At 69.1% G+C, this 17,135-nt stretch carries 9 protein-coding genes; 7 read left to right on the top strand and 2 right to left on the bottom strand.

From position 1 onward, the window contains the following. Positions 1-214: 214 nt before the first annotated feature. Both BGO82_RS02235 and pbpC read left to right on the top strand, forming a co-directional pair. A complete protein-coding gene (locus BGO82_RS02235) occupies positions 215-5,725 on the top strand; it encodes an alpha-2-macroglobulin family protein (protein WP_291303912.1) in 5,511 nt (1,836 codons plus the stop codon). Positions 5,726-5,804: 79 nt separating this feature from the next. Next, on the top strand, positions 5,805-7,922 hold the full coding sequence (gene pbpC / locus BGO82_RS02230) for a penicillin-binding protein 1C (RefSeq protein WP_291303911.1): 2,118 nt from the start codon (positions 5,805-5,807) through the stop codon (positions 7,920-7,922). 100 nt (positions 7,923-8,022) lie between these two features. Here the strand turns inward: pbpC and BGO82_RS02225 are convergent, their stop codons facing one another. Next, positions 8,023-9,147, bottom strand: a complete 1,125-nt coding sequence (locus BGO82_RS02225) for a Gfo/Idh/MocA family oxidoreductase (protein WP_291303910.1) — start codon at positions 9,145-9,147, stop codon at positions 8,023-8,025. An 83-nt stretch (positions 9,148-9,230) separates the two neighbouring features. Here BGO82_RS02225 and BGO82_RS02220 point away from each other — a divergent pair, with 83 nt between their 5' ends. The 5 genes from BGO82_RS02220 (at position 9,231) to iolB (ending at position 15,955) form a co-directional block, all read left to right on the top strand. Continuing rightward, on the top strand, positions 9,231-10,082 hold the full coding sequence (locus tag BGO82_RS02220; protein ID WP_291303909.1) for a MurR/RpiR family transcriptional regulator: 852 nt from the start codon (positions 9,231-9,233) through the stop codon (positions 10,080-10,082). 190 nt (positions 10,083-10,272) lie between these two features. Further along, a complete protein-coding gene (gene iolC, locus BGO82_RS02215; protein WP_291303908.1) occupies positions 10,273-12,192 on the top strand; it encodes a 5-dehydro-2-deoxygluconokinase in 1,920 nt (639 codons plus the stop codon). Positions 12,193-12,261: 69 nt separating this feature from the next. Beyond that, positions 12,262-14,103 (top strand): 3D-(3,5/4)-trihydroxycyclohexane-1,2-dione acylhydrolase (decyclizing), encoded by a 1,842-nt coding sequence (gene iolD / locus BGO82_RS02210; protein ID WP_291303907.1) that lies wholly within the window; start codon positions 12,262-12,264, stop codon positions 14,101-14,103. 147 nt (positions 14,104-14,250) lie between these two features. Next, positions 14,251-15,168 (top strand): myo-inosose-2 dehydratase, encoded by a 918-nt coding sequence (gene iolE / locus BGO82_RS02205; protein WP_291303906.1) that lies wholly within the window; start codon positions 14,251-14,253, stop codon positions 15,166-15,168. Then, positions 15,161-15,955: a 5-deoxy-glucuronate isomerase gene (iolB, locus tag BGO82_RS02200; RefSeq protein WP_291303905.1), complete on the top strand. Its 795-nt coding sequence runs from the start codon at positions 15,161-15,163 to the stop codon at positions 15,953-15,955. The genes iolE and iolB overlap by 8 nt, the downstream gene beginning before the upstream one ends. A 147-nt stretch (positions 15,956-16,102) precedes the next feature. Here iolB and iolG read toward each other — a convergent pair whose 3' ends face one another. Beyond that, the gene (gene iolG, locus BGO82_RS02195; RefSeq protein ID WP_291303904.1) at positions 16,103-17,107 is read right to left on the bottom strand and encodes an inositol 2-dehydrogenase; all 1,005 of its coding nucleotides are present in this window, start codon (positions 17,105-17,107) and stop codon (positions 16,103-16,105) included. Between the last annotated feature and the right edge of the window lie 28 nt (positions 17,108-17,135).

The raw sequence follows: 17,135 nt of genomic DNA, 5'->3' as shown, positions 1-17,135 counted from the left end.
CTCGCGCCCTTATAGCGGCGGCGCGCCGCTTGCCAAGCCGGGGACGCCCCCCGCCGGAAGAGGCGTGCAATTGTCCGGACACATTTAGCTTGCGTTCAGCTTCGCTCTGTCATCACGGCGAAACCATTGTGATGACTCTATAAATCGCGCGCTCTGCCAACAATTGCCGCAATAATGCGGTGCAACGCGCCTGGGGTAGTGAGGGAAAACTGAAATGCAGCGTCTTGCTCGGCTGGCCGTGTGGCTGGAAGTTGTCGTCGTCCTTGCGTTCGCCGTGGGCTCGCCGCTGGCGGCCGACCGCAGCGTCACCCTGCTCAAGGACAAGGACCTGCCGGGCTTCGACTACTCGATCAGCAAGGGCACGACCCTCGACAAGTGCCAGGCGGCCTGCGTCGGCGATGACCTCTGCCGCGCCTTCACCTTCAACAGCAAGACCAAATGGTGCTTCCTGAAGGGCGACGTGCCGGCCACCCCGGCCGACTTCAAGGGCGCCACCTCCGGCACCATCGCCATGACGCCGGCGCCCGCCGACATCGAAGCGGCGCGGCTGGGCGAGCTGCCCTTCCCGGCGCAGGACCTCCTGTCCTCCGCCAGATATTTCGCCTCGCAATTGCCGGCCACCAATCCGCCGCCCAAGGATCTGGCCTATGCCGATCTGGTAAAGGCCGGCGACGTCGGCACCGAACAGCAGAACCCGGCGGGCGCCGCCGTCTCCTACCGGCAGGCGCTGGCGCTCAACAAGAACGACCCCGCCGTCTGGCTGAAGCTCGCCAACGCCACTTTGGCGCAGGCCGACGCCGCCTACGACGCGCAGAATTCCTCCGACACCTACGATCTGGGCTCGACCGCGAGCTACGCCGCGCTGATGGCCTTCATCCAGACGCCCGACGCCGACAAGGCCGGCCGCGCCGCCGCCATGGGGGCGCTCGCCCACGCGCTCGAGCGCCGCGAGATGTGGCGCGAGGCCATCCAGACCTACCGCAGCAGCCTCGCCCTCGTCGACGACGCGGCGCTGCAGAAGCGGCTCGACGACGCCGTGGCGCAGCACGGCTTCCGCATCACCGGCAACGATGTCGACGCCGAGGCGGCCGACCCGCGCATCTGCATCAATTTCTCCACCCCGCTGCCGCGCGGCAAGACCGACCTGTCGGGTTACGTCGTCGTCGACGGCGCCAGCAACATCGCCGTCGAGACCGGCGAGTCGCAGATCTGCCTGACCGGCGTCGAGCACGGCAAGCGCTACCACGTGAAGGTGCGCGCCGGCCTGCCCTCGGCCGACAACGAGAAGCTCGGCAAGGACGTCGAGCTCGACATCTATGTCGCCGACCGCTCGCCCTTCGTCGGCTTCGCCAACAACGCCTACGTGCTGCCCGCCGGCCTCGGCGGCGGCCTGCCGATCACCTCGGTCAACGCCAAATCGGCCGACGTGGTGATCTACCGCATCGGCGACCGCTCCATCGCCACTGCCGTCCGCAACGGTATCTTCAAGGGCACGCTCACCGGCTATTCCGCCGAGGACGTCGCCAACCAGTATGGCGAAAAGGTCTGGACCGGCACGGTCGACCTCGCCGCCGGCGCCAACAACGCCATGGTGACCACCGCCATCCCGGTGAAGGACGCGCTGCCGAACATCGAGCCGGGCGCCTATGTGGTCACCGCCAAGGTCACCGGCGACAAGTCCCAGGACTATTGGAACGACCTCGCCACGCAGTGGTTCATCGTCACCGATCTCGGCCTCACCACGGTGTCGGGCGATGACGGCGTCCACGCCTTCGTGCGCTCGCTGACCAGCGCGCAGCCCGTCGCCGATGCCAAGGTCCGCCTCGTCGCGGTCAACAACGAGATCCTCGGCGAATCGACCACCGACGCCAATGGCGAAGCCGTGTTCGCGCCGGGCCTCGCCCGCGGCGACGGCGGCCGTGCGCCGCAATTGCTGGTCACCGAGACGGCGGCCGGCGACTACGCCTTCCTCGACGTGTCCAAGCCTGCCTTCGACCTCACCGATCGCGGCGTCGAGGGCCGTCCCTCGCCCGGCCCGCTCGACCTCTTCGCCACCACCGAGCGCGGCGTCTACCGGCCGGGTGAAACGGTGTTCCTCACCGCCCTGCTGCGCGACCCGCACGTCAAGGCCGTCACCAATCTGCCGCTGACCCTCGATGTCGAGCGCCCGGACGGCGTGGTCGCCAGCCACGAGGTGCTGACCGACCGGGGCGCCGGCAGCTATTTCAAGGCCCTGGCCCTCGACGGCAACGCCATGCGCGGCGCCTGGACGCTCCGGCTCTATGCCGATCCCAAGGCCCGCGCCCTCGACACCGTGACCTTCCTCGTCGAGGATTTCGAGCCCGAGCGCCTGGCCTTCGACATCAGCGCCCCCAACGCGCCGTTCAAGACCGGCGAGCCCAACGCCATCGACGTCGCCGCCAAATATCTCTACGGCGCCACCGCCCCCAACCTCGCCATCGAGGCCGACGCCGTGATCCGCCCGGTGACCACCATCAAGGGCTTTGCCGGCTACACCTTCGGGCGCACCGACGACACCATCCAGACCGACCGCGAGCCGCTCGGCGTCGTCGGCACCACCGACGACTCCGGCAACGCCACCGCCGAGGTGACCCTGCCCGATCCGCAATCGACCACGCGGCCGCTCGAGGCCGACGTGATCCTGCGGCTGGTCGACACCAATGGCCGCACCGTCGAGCGCACCATCTCGCGCCCGGTGATGGCCGGCGGCAACCGCATCGGCCTCAAGCCGCAATTCGCCGACGCCAGCGGCATCCAGCAGGGCACGAACGCCGGCTTCGACGTCATCGCGGTCGATCCGGACAACAAGCTCACCGCCATGAGCGGCCTGAACTGGACGCTGAGCAAGATCGACAGCACCTATCAATGGTACCGCGACAACGGCGTGTGGAAATGGGAGAACGTGACGACCACCAACCGGGTCGCCAACGGCACCGTCGACACCAATGCCACCGGCCCGGTGACCGTCGCCGCGCCGGTGCAATGGGGCCAGTATCTGCTCGAAGTCACCGCCGCTGACGGCTCGACCTCGTCCAGCTATTCGTTCTACGCCGGCTACTATTATTCCGAGGCCGGCTCGGACACCCCCGACACGCTGAAGGTCGCGCTCGACAAGCCCGCCTACAAGCTCGGCGACACCGCCCATCTCAGGCTCGACCCGCAATTCGCCGGCACCGCGCTGGTGATGGTGGTCGACAACCGCATCATCGCCATGCAGGCGGTGGACGTACCGGCCGGCGGCACCACGGTCGACCTGCCGGTGACCGCCGATTGGGGTCCGGGCGCCTATGTCACGGCGACGCTCTATCGTCCCGCCTCGGCGGCCGAAAAGCGCATGCCGGCGCGCGCCCTCGGCCTCGCCTTCGCCGACGTCGATCCGGGTGATCTGAAGCTCGACGTTACGATGACCGCGCCGAAGGAGGCGACGCCGCGTACCAGCTTCACCACCACGCTCAAGCTCGGCAACGTGCCCGCCGGCACCAAGGCCTATGTGGCCGTGGCCGCCGTCGATCTCGGCATCCTCAACCTCACCCATTTCGCGGTGCCCGATCCGGACGGCTGGTATTTCGGCCAGCGCCAGCTCGGCGTCGAGTTCCGCGACCTCTACGGCCAGTTGATCGACCCGACCCAGGGCATCCTCGGCGCCGTCCGCTCCGGCGGCGACGAGGCGGCCTCCCGCCTCGGCACCCCGCCGGCCACCTCAGTGCTCGTCGCGCTGCATTCCGGCGTGGTCGAGGTCGGCGCCGACGGCACCGCCACCGTCACCTTCGACATGCCCGACTTCTCGGGCACGGTGCGGGTGATGGCCATGGCCTGGACCGACGCCGCCGTGGGCCACGCCTCGGCCGACGTGGTGGTGCACGATCCGGTGGTGGTGACGCTGAGCCCACCGCGCTTCCTGCGCATGGACGACACCTCGCGCCTCCTGGTCGAGGTCACCAACGTCTCGGGTCCGGCCGGCACCTACAAGGTCGAGCTCGTTCCCGGCGAAGGTCTTGCGACCGACGCCAAGGTTACGAATTTCGACCTCGCAGCCGGCGGCCGCAACGCCCTGAATCTCGGGCTCACCGGCACCGGCCTCGGCGACCAGACCCTCAAGGTCATCGTCACCCAGCCCGACGGCGTGCAGCAGATCAAGGATTTGACGCTCGGCGTCCGTGCCGCGGCCCCGCCGCAGACGGTGAGCAGCCTGATTCCGATCGAGCCGGGGCAGACGATCGTCCTCGACAAGGAGCGGTTCGCCAACATGATCGCCCATACCGCCGAGCTCAGCTTCGCGGTCGGCCCGATCGCCCGCCTCGACGTGCCCAATCTGCTCGACCATCTCGACCGCTACCCCTATGGCTGCGCCGAGCAGGTGACGAGCCGCGCTCTGCCGCTGCTCTATCTCAACGACGTCGCGGCCTCGCTCGGCCTCGGCACCGATGCCGCCCTGCACCAGCGCGTCGTCGACGCCATCGCCGATCTGCTGACGCACCAGACCTCGACCGGCGGCTTCGGCCTGTGGGGGCCGTTCGACCAGACCGACCTCTGGCTCGACAGCTACGTCACCGACTTCCTGCTGCGCGCCAGGGCCAAGGGCTTCGCGGTGCCGGAGCAGGCGCTGTCGAACGCCCTCGACAACCTCGGCAACCAGGTGTCGTCGGCCTCCGACTTCGACCACGGCGGCGAAGACCTCGCCTACGCGCTCTACGATCTCGCGCGCGGCAGCCGCGCCGCGATCGGCGATCTGCGCTACTACCTCGAGGCCAAGCTCGACAATTTCGGCTCGCCTCTGGCGCAGGCCCAGCTCGGCGCCGCGCTCGCCCTCTATGGCGACCGCAGCCGTGCCGCCGAAGCCTTCGAGGCGGCGCGCGTCGGGCTCAAGACCCCGGACAACCCCAAGCACTGGCGCTCCGATTATGGCAGCCAGCTCCGCGACACCGCCGGCGTGCTGGCGCTCGCCGCCGAGTTCACGCCCGCGGGCATCGACCTCTCGGCCCTGGCCCAGCAGCTTGCCGCGCTCCGCGACGGCAAGAAGTGGACCTCGACGCAGGAGGATGCCCAGACCCTGCTGGCCGCCGCCGGCCTGCAGCAGCAGGCGAGCTCGGGCAGCATCAGCATCGACGGCACGCCCCTGACCGGAACCGTGTACCAGCGCTACCAGCAGGAGCATTTCGACAAAGCCGCCGTGACCATCGTCAACAACGGCAACACCGCCACCGAGCTGAAGCTCTCGGTGACCGGCATCCCGTCGGCGCCGCCCAAGGCCGCGAGCAACGGCTTCACCATCGAGCGCAGCTACTACCTGCCCGACGGCACCGAGGCCGACATGGCCGACGTGCACCAGAACGACCGCTTCGTCGTGGTGCTGTCGATGACAGCGAAGCAGCTCGGCTCCGGCCAGTATCTGGTGGCCGATCCGCTGCCCGCCGGCTTCGAGATCGAGAACCCGGATCTGAGCGCGTCGCAGGGCGTGGCAGATCTGAGCTGGCTCACCGTCGACACCCCGACGCATGTGGAATCGCGCACCGACCAGTACGTCGCCGCCTTCCGCTACGTCGAGGACGCCGACGATTTCTCGACCGCCTACATGGTCCGCGCCGTCTCGCCCGGCAAATTCGTGCTGCCAGGCGCCACCATCGAGGACATGTACCGGCCGGAGTTCCGCGCCAACACCGCCAGCGGTACCCTGACCGTCAAGACCCCGGGATCGTCCCAGTGAGCGATCACGGCCGCCTCTGCTCCCCTCCCCCCTGCGGGGAGGGGCCGGGGGTGGGGGCCACAAGCACCGGCGCCGCCCCATGACCACCACCACCCGCAAAAACCCCGACTGGGTGCTGTGGGCCGGCCGCGCCGCCTACGCCCTCGGCGCCCTCGCCATCGCCGGCCTGCTGACCGCGCATGTCGTCATGCGCGACATCGCGCCGGCGCTGCCGCCCACGCCCGACATCGCCACCATGGCGGTCTCGACCGAAGTGGTCGACCGGCAGGGCGAGCTGCTGCGCCCCTTCACCACCGCCAACGGCATCTGGCGCCTGCCCGTCCAGCTCAAGGATGTGGATCGGCATTTCATCGCCATGCTGATCGCCTACGAGGATCGCAATTTCGCGGTGCATCACGGCATCGAATGGACCTCGATGCTGCGCGCCGCCGGCCAGTTCGTCCTCGCCGGCGGCCACATCGTCTCCGGCGGCTCGACCCTCACCATGCAGCTCGCCCGCCTGATCGAGCAGAGCCCCACGCATGACTGGTCGGCCAAGCTCCGCCAGATCGTTCACGCCGAAGCGCTCGAGCGGAAGCTGAGCAAGGACCAGATCCTGGCGCTCTATCTCAACCTCGCGCCCTATGGCGGCAACATCGAGGGCATCCGCGCCGCCTCGCTCGCCTATTTCGGCAAGGAGCCGGCGCGGCTGACCACCGCCGAGGCGGCGCTGCTGGTGGCCCTGCCGCAATCGCCCGAGGCGCGCCGTCCCGACCGCGACCCCAGGGCCGCGCTCGCCGGCCGCGACCTGGTGCTCGACCGCATGGTGAGCCAGGGCGTGCTCAGCGCCGAGGAAGCCGCCGCCGCCAAGCGCGAGCCGATCCCCACCGCCCGCCGCGACTTCCCCATGCTCGCCGCGCACCTCGCCGACGAGGGCGTCGCCGCGCACCCCAATGCGCGCCAGATCAGGCTCACCGTCGACAAGCGCCTGCAGGGCGCGCTCGAGCGGCTGGCCGGCGCCCGCGCCGCGATGATCAATCCGAAGGTGTCGGTGGCGATCCTCGTCGCCGACCAGGCCACCGGCGACATCCTCGCCTCGGTCGGCTCCGCCGGCTATCTCGGCACCGCCAATTCCGGCTTCGTCGACATGACCGAGGCGGTGCGCTCGCCCGGCTCGACGCTGAAGCCGTTGATCTACGGCCTCGGCTTCGAGCTCGGCCTCGCCCATCCGCAATCGCTGATCGAGGACCGGCCCACCGCCTTTCACGGCTACGTGCCGGTGAATTTCGACAGCCTGAGCCACGGCACCGTCACCATCCACGACGCGCTGGCGCAGTCGCTCAACGTGCCGGCGGTGATCGTGCTCGACGCCGTCGGCGTTGCCCGGCTGGTGTCGCGCCTCAAGCGCGCCAACGCCAATCCGCTGCTGCCCGACGAGACCGCCGCCGGCCTCGCCATCGGGCTCGGCGGCGTCGGCGTGACGCTGCGCGACCTCGTCTCGATCTACGCCGCCATCGGCCGCGGCGGCTCGCCGGTGCACCTCAAGGACGGCGTGGTGACGCCGCCCGCCGATGCCTCGATCGCCGCGCCGGTGCTCGATCCGGTCGCCGCCTGGTACGTCACCGACATTCTGCGCGACGTGCCGCCGCCGCTCAACGGCTCGCCCGGACGCATCGCCTACAAGACCGGCACCTCCTACGGCTACCGCGACGCCTGGGCGGTGGGCTATGACGGCAAGACCGTGATCGGCGTCTGGGTCGGCCGCCCCGACGGAGCGCCGGTCCCCGGCATCGCCGGCATTACCGCCGCCGCCCCGATCCTGTTCGAGGCCTTCGACCGCATGGCCACGCCGATGGCGCCGTTCCGCGCCGCCCCGCCCGGCGTGCTGTTCGCCGACAATTCGCAGCTCCCCGCCCCGCTCAAACGCTTCCGCCACCCCAACGACAATCTGGTCGCCAAAGAAGCCGCGCCGGAGATCGCCTTCCCCGCCGACGGCGTCGACGTCGACCTCGGCGTTGCCGCCGGCGACACCGCGCCGCTGATCATCAAGATCAGGAACGGCGTTCCACCTTTCACCTTCCTCGCCAACGGCGCCCCGATCGGCCAGTCCGCCTTCGCCCGCCAGGAAACCTGGCTCCCCGACGGCCCCGGCTACGTCACCCTCTCCGTCGTCGACGCCAAGGGCCGCTCCGACAAGGTGAAGGTGTTCATCGACTGACTCCCGCGCTCACAGTCGGGCTCACCTCTCCCCTCGGGGGAGAGGTCGCGCGCTTGGCGAGCGTGAGCGAGCCTAGCAAGCGGGTGAGGGGGCCTTTCCCTCAGCCACCCGTCCCCACCTCCACCCAGCTCCCCGTCTCGCTCGAGCGCGCCATCGCCGCCACCGTGCGCTCGATCCGCAGCCCCGCCTCGAAATCGATCACCCGCGCCGGCTTGCCGGTGATGCGGTTGAGCAGCTCGTGGCATTCGATGATCTTGAGATCGTTGAAGCCGAGCCCGTGGCCGGGCGCCGGGATGAAGCGGTCATAGGGCGGATGCGCCGGCGCCGCGAGGATGGTGCGGAAGCCGCGCGTCTCGGCCGGCCCGTCCGCGGTATAGAGCTGCAGCTCGTTGAAGCGCTCCTGGTCGAACACCAGCGCCCCCTTGTCGCCGTAGATCTGCAGCGCGATGCGTCCCTTGCGGCCCCAGGCGCTGCGGTTGAGCGCCAGCACGCCGGAGATGCCGCCCTGAAGCTCGAACAGCGCGTCGGCGATGTCATGCGTCTCGGCGGCGCGCGGCGTGCCGTCCTTGAGCGGCCGCGTCGCATAGGGCTTGGCCTGGTGGCAGACGACGCGCTGCACATCGCCGAACAGCACCTGCAGCAGCGACAGCGGATGCACGCCGAAATCGTCGAGCGCCCCGTGCCCCGAGGCCTTGTCGCTCTTGAAGCCGAACGCCGCGCTCGGATCGGCCATGAAATCTTCGTCCATCTCGACGCGCACATGGTTCACCCGGCCGATCGTGCCGTCGCGCAGCAGCGCCTCGATCTGCCGCACCATCGGGTTCTGGATGTAGTTGTAGCCCAGCACCGTGACGCGGCCCGACGCCTTCGCCGCCTCGGCCATGCGCTGCGCGTCGCCGAGGCGCGTCGCCATCGGCTTTTCGCACCACACATGCTTGCCCGCTTCGAGCGCCGCGGTCGCCATCTCGGCATGGAACTGGTTGGGCGTGGTGATCGACACCACGTCGACTGCCGGATCCGCCACCAGGGCCCGCCAGTCGGTGCCCGATCGCGCAAAGCCGAACGCGCCGGCGCGCTGTGCCGCGAGCTCCGGCGTCACCTCCACCAGATGCTCCAGCCGCACGGCCGGCCCGTCGCCGAATACGGCGTGCACGCCGGTCCACGCCAGCGCGTGACACTTGCCCATATAGCCCGTGCCGATGAGGCCGACGCCGATGCTGTTCATAACTCTCTCCCGTGCCGATTCATTGCGAAACAGAACGCCCTTTCCACTTGACGTTGCATGGGAAACAGGGCGGAAAGGACGGCATGTCCGTGCCCGAAACGCCCGATGTCGCGCCCAAGGACTTCGATGAGTTGCGCGCCGCGATTCTCGAGCGCAAGGCCAGCTTGCCCAAGCGGCTGACGCAGGTCGCGGCCTATGCGCTGGACAACCCCGACGAGATCGCCTTCCGCACCGCCGCCAGCATCGCCGGCGCCGCCAGCGTGCAGCCCTCGACCCTCGTCCGCTTCGCGCAGCAATTTGGCTTTGAAGGCTTTTCCAGCCTGCAGCAGATCTTCCGCGCCCGCCTCATGGAGCGCAATTCGACCTATGAGGAGCGCCTGCGCCTGCTCGAGCAGGACAGCACCGCGGTGCCCGAAAGCGTCGCCATCCTCAACGGCTTCATCAATGCCGGACACCGCTCGCTCAACGCCCTGAGCCAGGCGGTCGACCCGGCCGCCTTCGAGCGCGCCGTGGAGCTGTTGGCGGGGGCGCAGACCATCTTCCTCATCGCCAAGCGGCGCAGCTACCCGATCAGCTCCTACATGGCCTACGCCTTCGGCAAGCTCCGGGTGAAATGCATCGCCGTGGGCACCGCCGCCGGCATCGACGACGACGTGCTGGCGCTCGCCGGTCCCAGGGACGCGGCCTTCGCCGTCAGCTTTTCGCCCTATGCCTCGGAAAGCGCGGCGCAGGCCCGCGCCATGGCCGACCGCGGCGTCCCCGTCGTGTCGCTGACCGATTCGGCGTTTTCGCCGCTGGCCGAATGCTCGCGCATCTGGTTCGAGGTGGTCGAGGCCGACCATGCCGGCTTCCGCTCGCTGTCGGCCAGCATGGCCTTCGCCATGGCGCTGACGGTGGGCGTCGCCGAAGCCCGCAGGCAGAAATCCGGCCGCTGATTGCAGGAAGCACATGGAATCTTTCGGGACGCGGCGCGACGCCGGCTGCCTGCTTATGAGCTATTTGGAATGAAAATTCCATATTGACTACACATCAGAACCTCTATTTCGTTTGGGCGGATGGTGCTAAGCACCGGCAAGGCCCGCGCCAGGGATCGGCGCGGATGGCAGGAGGCGTAAGGTGACAGGGATGCGCGAGGACGTGAGCGGGCGGCCGCTCGATGTCATCACCATCGGCCGCGCGTCCGTCGACCTCTACGGCCAGCAGATCGGTACCCGGCTCGAGGATATCGGCAGCTTCGCCAAATCGGTCGGCGGCTGCCCGGCCAACATCGCCGTCGGCACGGCGCGGCTCGGCCTCAGATCGGCGCTGCTGACCCGCGTCGGCGCCGAGCAGATGGGCGGCTTCATCAAGGAGCAGCTCGCCCGCGACGGCGTCGAGACCCGCGGCATCGTCACCGACGAGCACCGGCTGACCGCCCTGGTGCTGCTGGCGGTCGAGGCCGAAGGCGTCTCGCCGATGATCTTTTACCGCACCGACTGCGCCGACATGGCGCTCGAGGAAGCCGACATCGACGAGAGCTTCGTCGCCTCGGCCCGCGCCATCGTCGTCACCGGCACGCATTTTTCCACCGCCAACGCCGCCGCCGCGCAGAAGAAGGCCATCCGCCTCGCCCGGGCGCATGGCGGCAAGGTGGTGTTCGACATCGACTACCGCCCCAATCTCTGGGGCCTCGCCGGCCACGCCGCCGGCTTCGAGCGCTACGTCGCCTCCGACCGCGTCACTCGCGAATACCAGTCGGTGCTGCCCGACACCGACCTCGTGGTCGGCACCGAGGAGGAGATCGCCATCGCCGCCGGCACCTCGGACCTGCCGAGCGCGCTCAGGACCATCCGCAGGCTCACCGCCGCCACCATCGTGCTGAAGCGCGGCGCCATGGGCTGCATCGTCTATGACGGTCCGATCCCCGGCGACCTCGAACAGGGCATCGTCGGCAAGGGCTTCCCCATCGAGGTCTACAACGTGCTCGGCGCCGGCGACGCCTTCATGTCCGGCTTCCTGCGCGGCTGGCTGAAGGGCGAGCCGCATGCCACCTCCGCCACCTGGGCCAATGCCTGCGGCGCCTTCGCGGTGTCGCGCCTGCTCTGCGCCCCCGAATATCCCACCTGGCAGGAGCTGAGCTTCTTCCTCGAGCACGGCAGCACCGAAAAGGCCCTGCGCAAGGACGAGGCGCTCAACCACCTGCACTGGGCCACCACGCGGCGCACCGACTGGCCGGCGCTGATGGCGCTCGCCATCGACCACCGCGCCCAGCTCGAGGAGCTGCCCGGCGCCACGCCGGAAAGGCTCGGCAGGTTCAAGCAGCTCGCGGTCGAGGCCGCGGCGCGGGTGGCCAGGGGCCGGCCCGGCTACGGCATGCTGCTCGACGACCGCTACGGCCGCGACGCGCTGTTCGACGCCGCCCGGCAGCGCAATTTCTGGATCGCCAAGCCGATCGAGCAGCCGGCGAGCCGGCCGCTGCGCTTCGAGTTCACCCAGGACCTCGGCAGCCGCCTCGTCGACTGGCCCGTCGACCACTGCATCAAGGTGCTGTGCTTCTACCACCCGGACGATCCGGCCGAGCTCAAGCGCGCGCAGACCGACAAGCTGCGCCAGGCCTATGACGCCGCCCGCAAGATCGGCCGCGAGCTGCTGATCGAGATCATCGCCGGCAAGAACGGCGCGCTCGGCGACACCACCGTGTCGCGCGTGCTCGGCGAGCTCTACGATGCCGGCCTCAAGCCCGATTGGTGGAAGCTCGAGCCGCAGGCCAGCCGCCGCGCCTGGCAGGAGATCGACCGCATCATCGAGACGCGCGACCCCTATTGTCGCGGCGTCGTGCTGCTCGGCCTCGATTCGCCGCAGGACGTGCTGGAGCAGGGCTTCGCCGCCGCGCGGAGCGCCCGCACCGTGAAGGGCTTCGCCGTCGGCCGCACCATCTTCGGCGACGCCGCCCGCGCCTGGCTCGCCGGCGGCATCAGCGACGCCGAAGCCGTCGCCGACATGGCCCGCCGCTTCGAAGCGCTGACCGAAATCTGGCAACGCCTCGGCACCACCGCCGCGGCCTGATATGATTGACCGACCGAGTGTCATCTCCGCGACGGCGGGGATGACACCTTGGGGATGAAGGACGACACCATGACCGACACCATTCGCCTCACCATGGCGCAGGCCCTGGCGAAATTCCTGACCCGGCAGATGACGGTGGTCGACGGCAAGACCGTGCCGATCTTCGGCGGCGTCTTCGCCATCTTCGGGCATGGCAACGTCGCCGGCTTCGGCGAGGCGCTGTACCAGGTGCGCGACACCCTGCCGACCTACCGCGCCCACAACGAGCAGGGCATGGCGCACGCCGCCATCGCCTATGCCAAGGCCAGTTTCCGCCGGCGCATGATGGCGGTGACCACCTCCATCGGGCCGGGCGCCACCAACATGGTGACCGCCTGCGCGCTGGCGCACGTCAACCGCCTGCCGGTCCTGCTCTTGCCCGGCGACGTCTTCGCCAACCGCGCCCCCGACCCGGTGCTGCAGCAGGTCGAGGACTTTGCCGATGGCACGGTGAGCGCCAACGACGTGTTCCGCCCCGTCAGCCGCTATTTCGACCGCATCACCCGGCCCGAGCAATTGATCGGCGCCCTCGCCCGCGCCATGCAGGTGCTGACCGACCCCGCCGAGTGCGGCCCGGTGGTGTTGGCGCTCTGCCAGGACGTGCAGGCCGAGGCCTTCGACTATCCCGCCGCCATGTTCGAGGAGCGCGTCTGGACGCAGCGCCGCCCCGGCCCCGACGCCGCCGAGCTCGCCGCCGCCATCGCCGCCCTCGAGGCGGCCGAAAAGCCGGTGATCATCGCCGGCGGCGGCGTGCTCTATTCCGGCGCCGCCGCGACGCTGAAGCGCTTCGCCGACACCCACGGCGTCCCGGTGATGGAAACCAATGCCGGCAAGTCCAGCCTGCCGCACACCGATGCGCTCAACATGGGCTCGGTCGGCGTCACCGGCTCCTCGGCCAGCAACGTCCTCGCGGAACAGGCCGATCTGGTGCTGGCCGTCGGCTCGCGGCTGCAGGATTTCACCACCGGCTCGTGGGCCCTGTTCAAGGCCGAGGGGGTGCAGATCGTCGGCCTCAACGTGCAGCCCTTCGACGCCGGCAAGCACCGCGCTTTGCCGCTGGTCGCCGACGCCAGAGTGGGCCTCGAGCAGTTGAGCGCCGGCCTCGGCGGCTGGCGTTCGCCCCGAGCCTGGACCGATATTGCGGCGGCCGCCCGCGCGAAATGGCTGGCCGAAGCGAAAGCCGTGACCGACCCGACCAACGCCCTGCCCTCCGACGCGCAGGTGATCGGTGCCGTGCACCGCGCCCGCGGCTCGGGCGCCACGGTGGTGTGCGCCGCCGGCGGCCTCCCCGGCGAATTGCACAAGCTCTGGCCGGCCGGCGCGCCGGGCAGCTACCACCTCGAATACGGCTATTCCACCATGGGCTACGAGATCGCCGGCGGCCTCGGCGTCAAGCTCGCCAGGCCCGACGACGACGTCATCGTCATGGTCGGCGACGGCAGCTACATGATGATGAATTCCGAGCTCGCAACCTCGGTGATGCTGGGCAGAAAGCTCACCGTGGTGCTGCTCGACAATCGCGGCTTCGGCTGCATCAACCGGCTGCAGATGGCCACCGGCGGCGCCAATTTCAACAATCTGCTCAAGGACGCCTGGCACGAGGTGATGCCCGAGATCGACTTCGTCAAGCACGCCGAATCGATGGGCGCCGTGGCCCGCAAGGCCGCCTCCATCGCCGAGCTCGAATCCCACCTCAAGGCCGCCGAGGCCGACGACCGCACCTCGGTGATCGTCATCGACACCGACCCGCTGATCTCCACCGAAGCCGGCGGCCATTGGTGGGACGTGGCCGTCCCCGAAGTGAGCCCGCGGCCGCAGGTGAACGCGGCGCGCAAGCAATATGAGGACGCGGTGAAGGGGCAGAAGCTGTAATCTCGGCGACTTCGCCAGTTCCACGGTGTCATCCCCGCGAAAGCGGGGACCCAACCCACCGCTGGCACAAAACGATAAATGGATCCCCGCTTTCGCGGGGATGACATCTGAGCTGGGATCAGTGCAGATGAACACAGGGACGAAAAGATGAAAGCCAAACTGGGCATGTCGCCCATCGCCTGGTGGAACGACGATCTGGTGGAACTGAGCGACGACGTGTCGCTGGAGGAATGCCTGCGCCAGTCGCGCTCGGCCGGCTTCACCGGCATGGAAAAGGGCCGCCGCTTCCCCGACGACCCGGCGGTGATGCTGCCCATCCTGCGCGCCGCCGACGTGACGCTGTGCGGCGGCTGGTTCTCGGGCACGCTGGTCGACGAGGAGCTGGCGGCCAACAAGGACCGCATCGCCCCGATGATCGAGCTGTTCAAGGCGGTGAACGCCCCCTGCATCGTCTATGGCGAGGTCGGCCGCTCCATCCAGGGCGACCGCAGCAAGCCGCTCGCGACCAAGCCGAAGCTCAGCGACGACGAGATGCGGGCCTACGCCCGGAAGGTCACCGCCTTCGGCGAATGGGCCGCCGAGCAGGGCATGCCGCTGAGCTACCACCACCACATGGCGGCCGTGGTCGAGACCGAGCCCGAGCTCGACGCCTTCATGCGCTATTCCGGTCCCGGCATTCCGCTGCTGCTCGATGCCGGCCATCTGGCCTTTGCCGGCGGCGACGTGCTGCGCGCCATCGACCACCACCACGCCCGCATCAACCACGTGCACGTCAAGGACATCCGCCGCCCGGTGATCGACGCGCTCGACCGCACCAGACAGAGCTTCCTCGACGCCGTGGCGCTCGGCGCCTTCACCGTGCCCGGCGACGGCTCGCTCGATTTCGGCGCCATCGTCCAACGCTTCGCCGATCACGGCTATGAAGGCTGGTTCGTGGTCGAGGCCGAGCAGGACCCCAAGAAGAATCCGCCGCTCCGCATGGCGCAGGTCGGCCACAAGGAGCTGATGCGGGTGATGACCGCCGCCGGCTACGAGGTCGAAACCCAGGGGTTCCCCAATGGCTGAGCTGCGCCTCCGTCCCACCCGCGGCGACGGCGAGCGCCGCCACCACGTCACCCCGCAATCGGCCGGCTGGACCTATGTCGGCTTCGATCTGTGGGAGCTCGAGCCGCCCGACTTCGTCAGGGGCGGCAGGGACGACCGCGAGGTCTGCCTGGTGTTCGTCAGCGGCAAGGGCAAGGTCGCCGTCGACGGCAGGGAGCTCGGCGAGCTGGGCCAGCGCATGTCGCCCTTCGACGGCGCCCCCTGGGCGATCTACGTGCCCGCCGGCGCCGAATGGAACGTCACCGCCACCACCGACCTGACGCTGGCCGTGTGCACCGCCCCCGGCGGCGGCTCCTATCCGGCACGAATCATTCCGCCCGGCACCCACGCGCAGATCACGCGCGGCAAGGGCAGTAACACCCGCTACGTCACCGACATCCTGCCCGAGGGCGATCCGGCCCATTCGCTGCTGGTGGTGGAGGTGATCACCCCGGGCGGCAACACCTCGTCCTACCCGCCGCACAAGCACGACACCGACAACCTGCCGCACGAATCGCTGCTCGAGGAAACCTACTACCACCGTCTCAACCCGCCGCAGGGCTTTGCCCTGCAGCGCGTCTACACCGACGACCGCGCACTTGACGAAGCGCTCGCGGTCGAGGACGGCGACGTGACGCTGGTGCCGCGCGGCTACCACCCCGTCGCCACCGTGCACGGCTACGACCTCTACTACCTCAACACCATGGCCGGCCCGAAGCGCACCTGGAAATTCCACAACGCCAAAGAGCATGAGTGGCTGCTGAAATAGAACAATCCGGCCCCTCACCCGCCTCGCTACGCGAGGCACCCTCTCCCCGGAGGGGAGAGGGGAGTGCCGACCGATGCTCGATGCTTCCTCCCCTCTCCCCTCCGGGGAGAGGGTGGCGCGTAGCGCCGGTGAGGGCCATATGGGCCCCTACCCCAGCACCTCGCTCACCTTCACCGCCCGTCCCTCCTTCACCGACGTCACCGCCGCGTCGGCCAGCGCCAGCGCGATCAGCCCGTCCTCGCCGCTCGGCGACGCCTTGGCCTTGCCGCCGATGGCGTCGATGAAGGTCGCGATCTCGTTGGCATAGGCCTGCGTGTAGCGCGTCATGAAGAAATCGTAGAGCGGCGGCCGGGTGTAGCCGCGGGCGTTGGCAACCTCGATCGACACCGCGCGCTGGTTCTCCGCCGCCACCGAGCCGACCGAGCCGTGCACCTCGATGCGCTGGTCGTAGCCATAGGTGGCGCGGCGCGAATTGGAGATGGTGGCGTGCTTGCCGGTCGCCGTCGACAGCATCACTGAAACGCTGTCGTAGTCGCCGGCCTCGCCGATCGCCGGGTCGACCAGCACCGAGGCCTGCGCCGATACCGTCTCGATCTCCTCGCCCAGCAGGAACCGCGCCATGTCGAAATCGTGGATGGTCATGTCGCGGAAGATGCCGCCCGAGCGCTTGACGTACTCGATCGGCGGCGCCCCGGGATCGCGCGACACGATGGTCACCATCTCCACCTCGCCGATCTCGCCGGCGTCGATCGCCTTGCGCACCGCCATGAAATGCGGATCGAACCGGCGGTTGAACCCGACCATCAGCGTCGTCTTGTTGGCGGCCACCACCTTGAGGCAGTCCTTCACCCGCCTGACGCTGAGGTCGATCGGCTTTTCGCAGAAGATCGCCTTGCCGGCCGTGCTGAACTGCTCGATCAGGTCGGCATGCGTGTCGGTGGGCGTGCAGATCACCACCGCATCGATGTCCTTAGCAGCGGCGATGGCCTCGATGCTGCGCACCTCGCAGCCATACTGGCTGGCGATCGCCTGCGCCGCCGGCGCCATGGCGTCGGCGACGGCGACCAGCCTGGCCGCGGGGTTGGAGGTGATCGCCTTGGCATGAACCTTGCCGATGCGGCCGGCGCCCAAGAGGGCGAAACGGATGGTCATGATCTCAACTCTTTCGGTCGGTGGAGCG

The sequence above is a fragment of the Devosia sp. 67-54 genome, assembly GCF_001899075.1.
Taxonomy (GTDB): domain Bacteria; phylum Pseudomonadota; class Alphaproteobacteria; order Rhizobiales; family Devosiaceae; genus Devosia_A.
This window is presented reverse-complemented; position numbering and strand designations above follow the sequence as displayed.

What these genes read in the sequence shown, in the direction of transcription:
- BGO82_RS02225 (WP_291303910.1), bottom strand. Translation starts at nt 9,147, where the DNA reads ATGAACAGCATCGGCGTCGGCCTCATCGGCACGGGCTATATGGGCAAG.
- iolC (WP_291303908.1), top strand. Translation starts at nt 10,273, where the DNA reads ATGCGCGAGGACGTGAGCGGGCGGCCGCTCGATGTCATCACCATCGGC.
- BGO82_RS02220 (WP_291303909.1), top strand. Translation starts at nt 9,231, where the DNA reads ATGTCCGTGCCCGAAACGCCCGATGTCGCGCCCAAGGACTTCGATGAG.
- pbpC (WP_291303911.1), top strand. Translation starts at nt 5,805, where the DNA reads ATGACCACCACCACCCGCAAAAACCCCGACTGGGTGCTGTGGGCCGGC.
- iolB (WP_291303905.1), top strand. Translation starts at nt 15,161, where the DNA reads ATGGCTGAGCTGCGCCTCCGTCCCACCCGCGGCGACGGCGAGCGCCGC.
- BGO82_RS02235 (WP_291303912.1), top strand. Translation starts at nt 215, where the DNA reads ATGCAGCGTCTTGCTCGGCTGGCCGTGTGGCTGGAAGTTGTCGTCGTC.
- iolE (WP_291303906.1), top strand. Translation starts at nt 14,251, where the DNA reads ATGAAAGCCAAACTGGGCATGTCGCCCATCGCCTGGTGGAACGACGAT.
- iolG (WP_291303904.1), bottom strand. Translation starts at nt 17,107, where the DNA reads ATGACCATCCGTTTCGCCCTCTTGGGCGCCGGCCGCATCGGCAAGGTT.
- iolD (WP_291303907.1), top strand. Translation starts at nt 12,262, where the DNA reads ATGACCGACACCATTCGCCTCACCATGGCGCAGGCCCTGGCGAAATTC.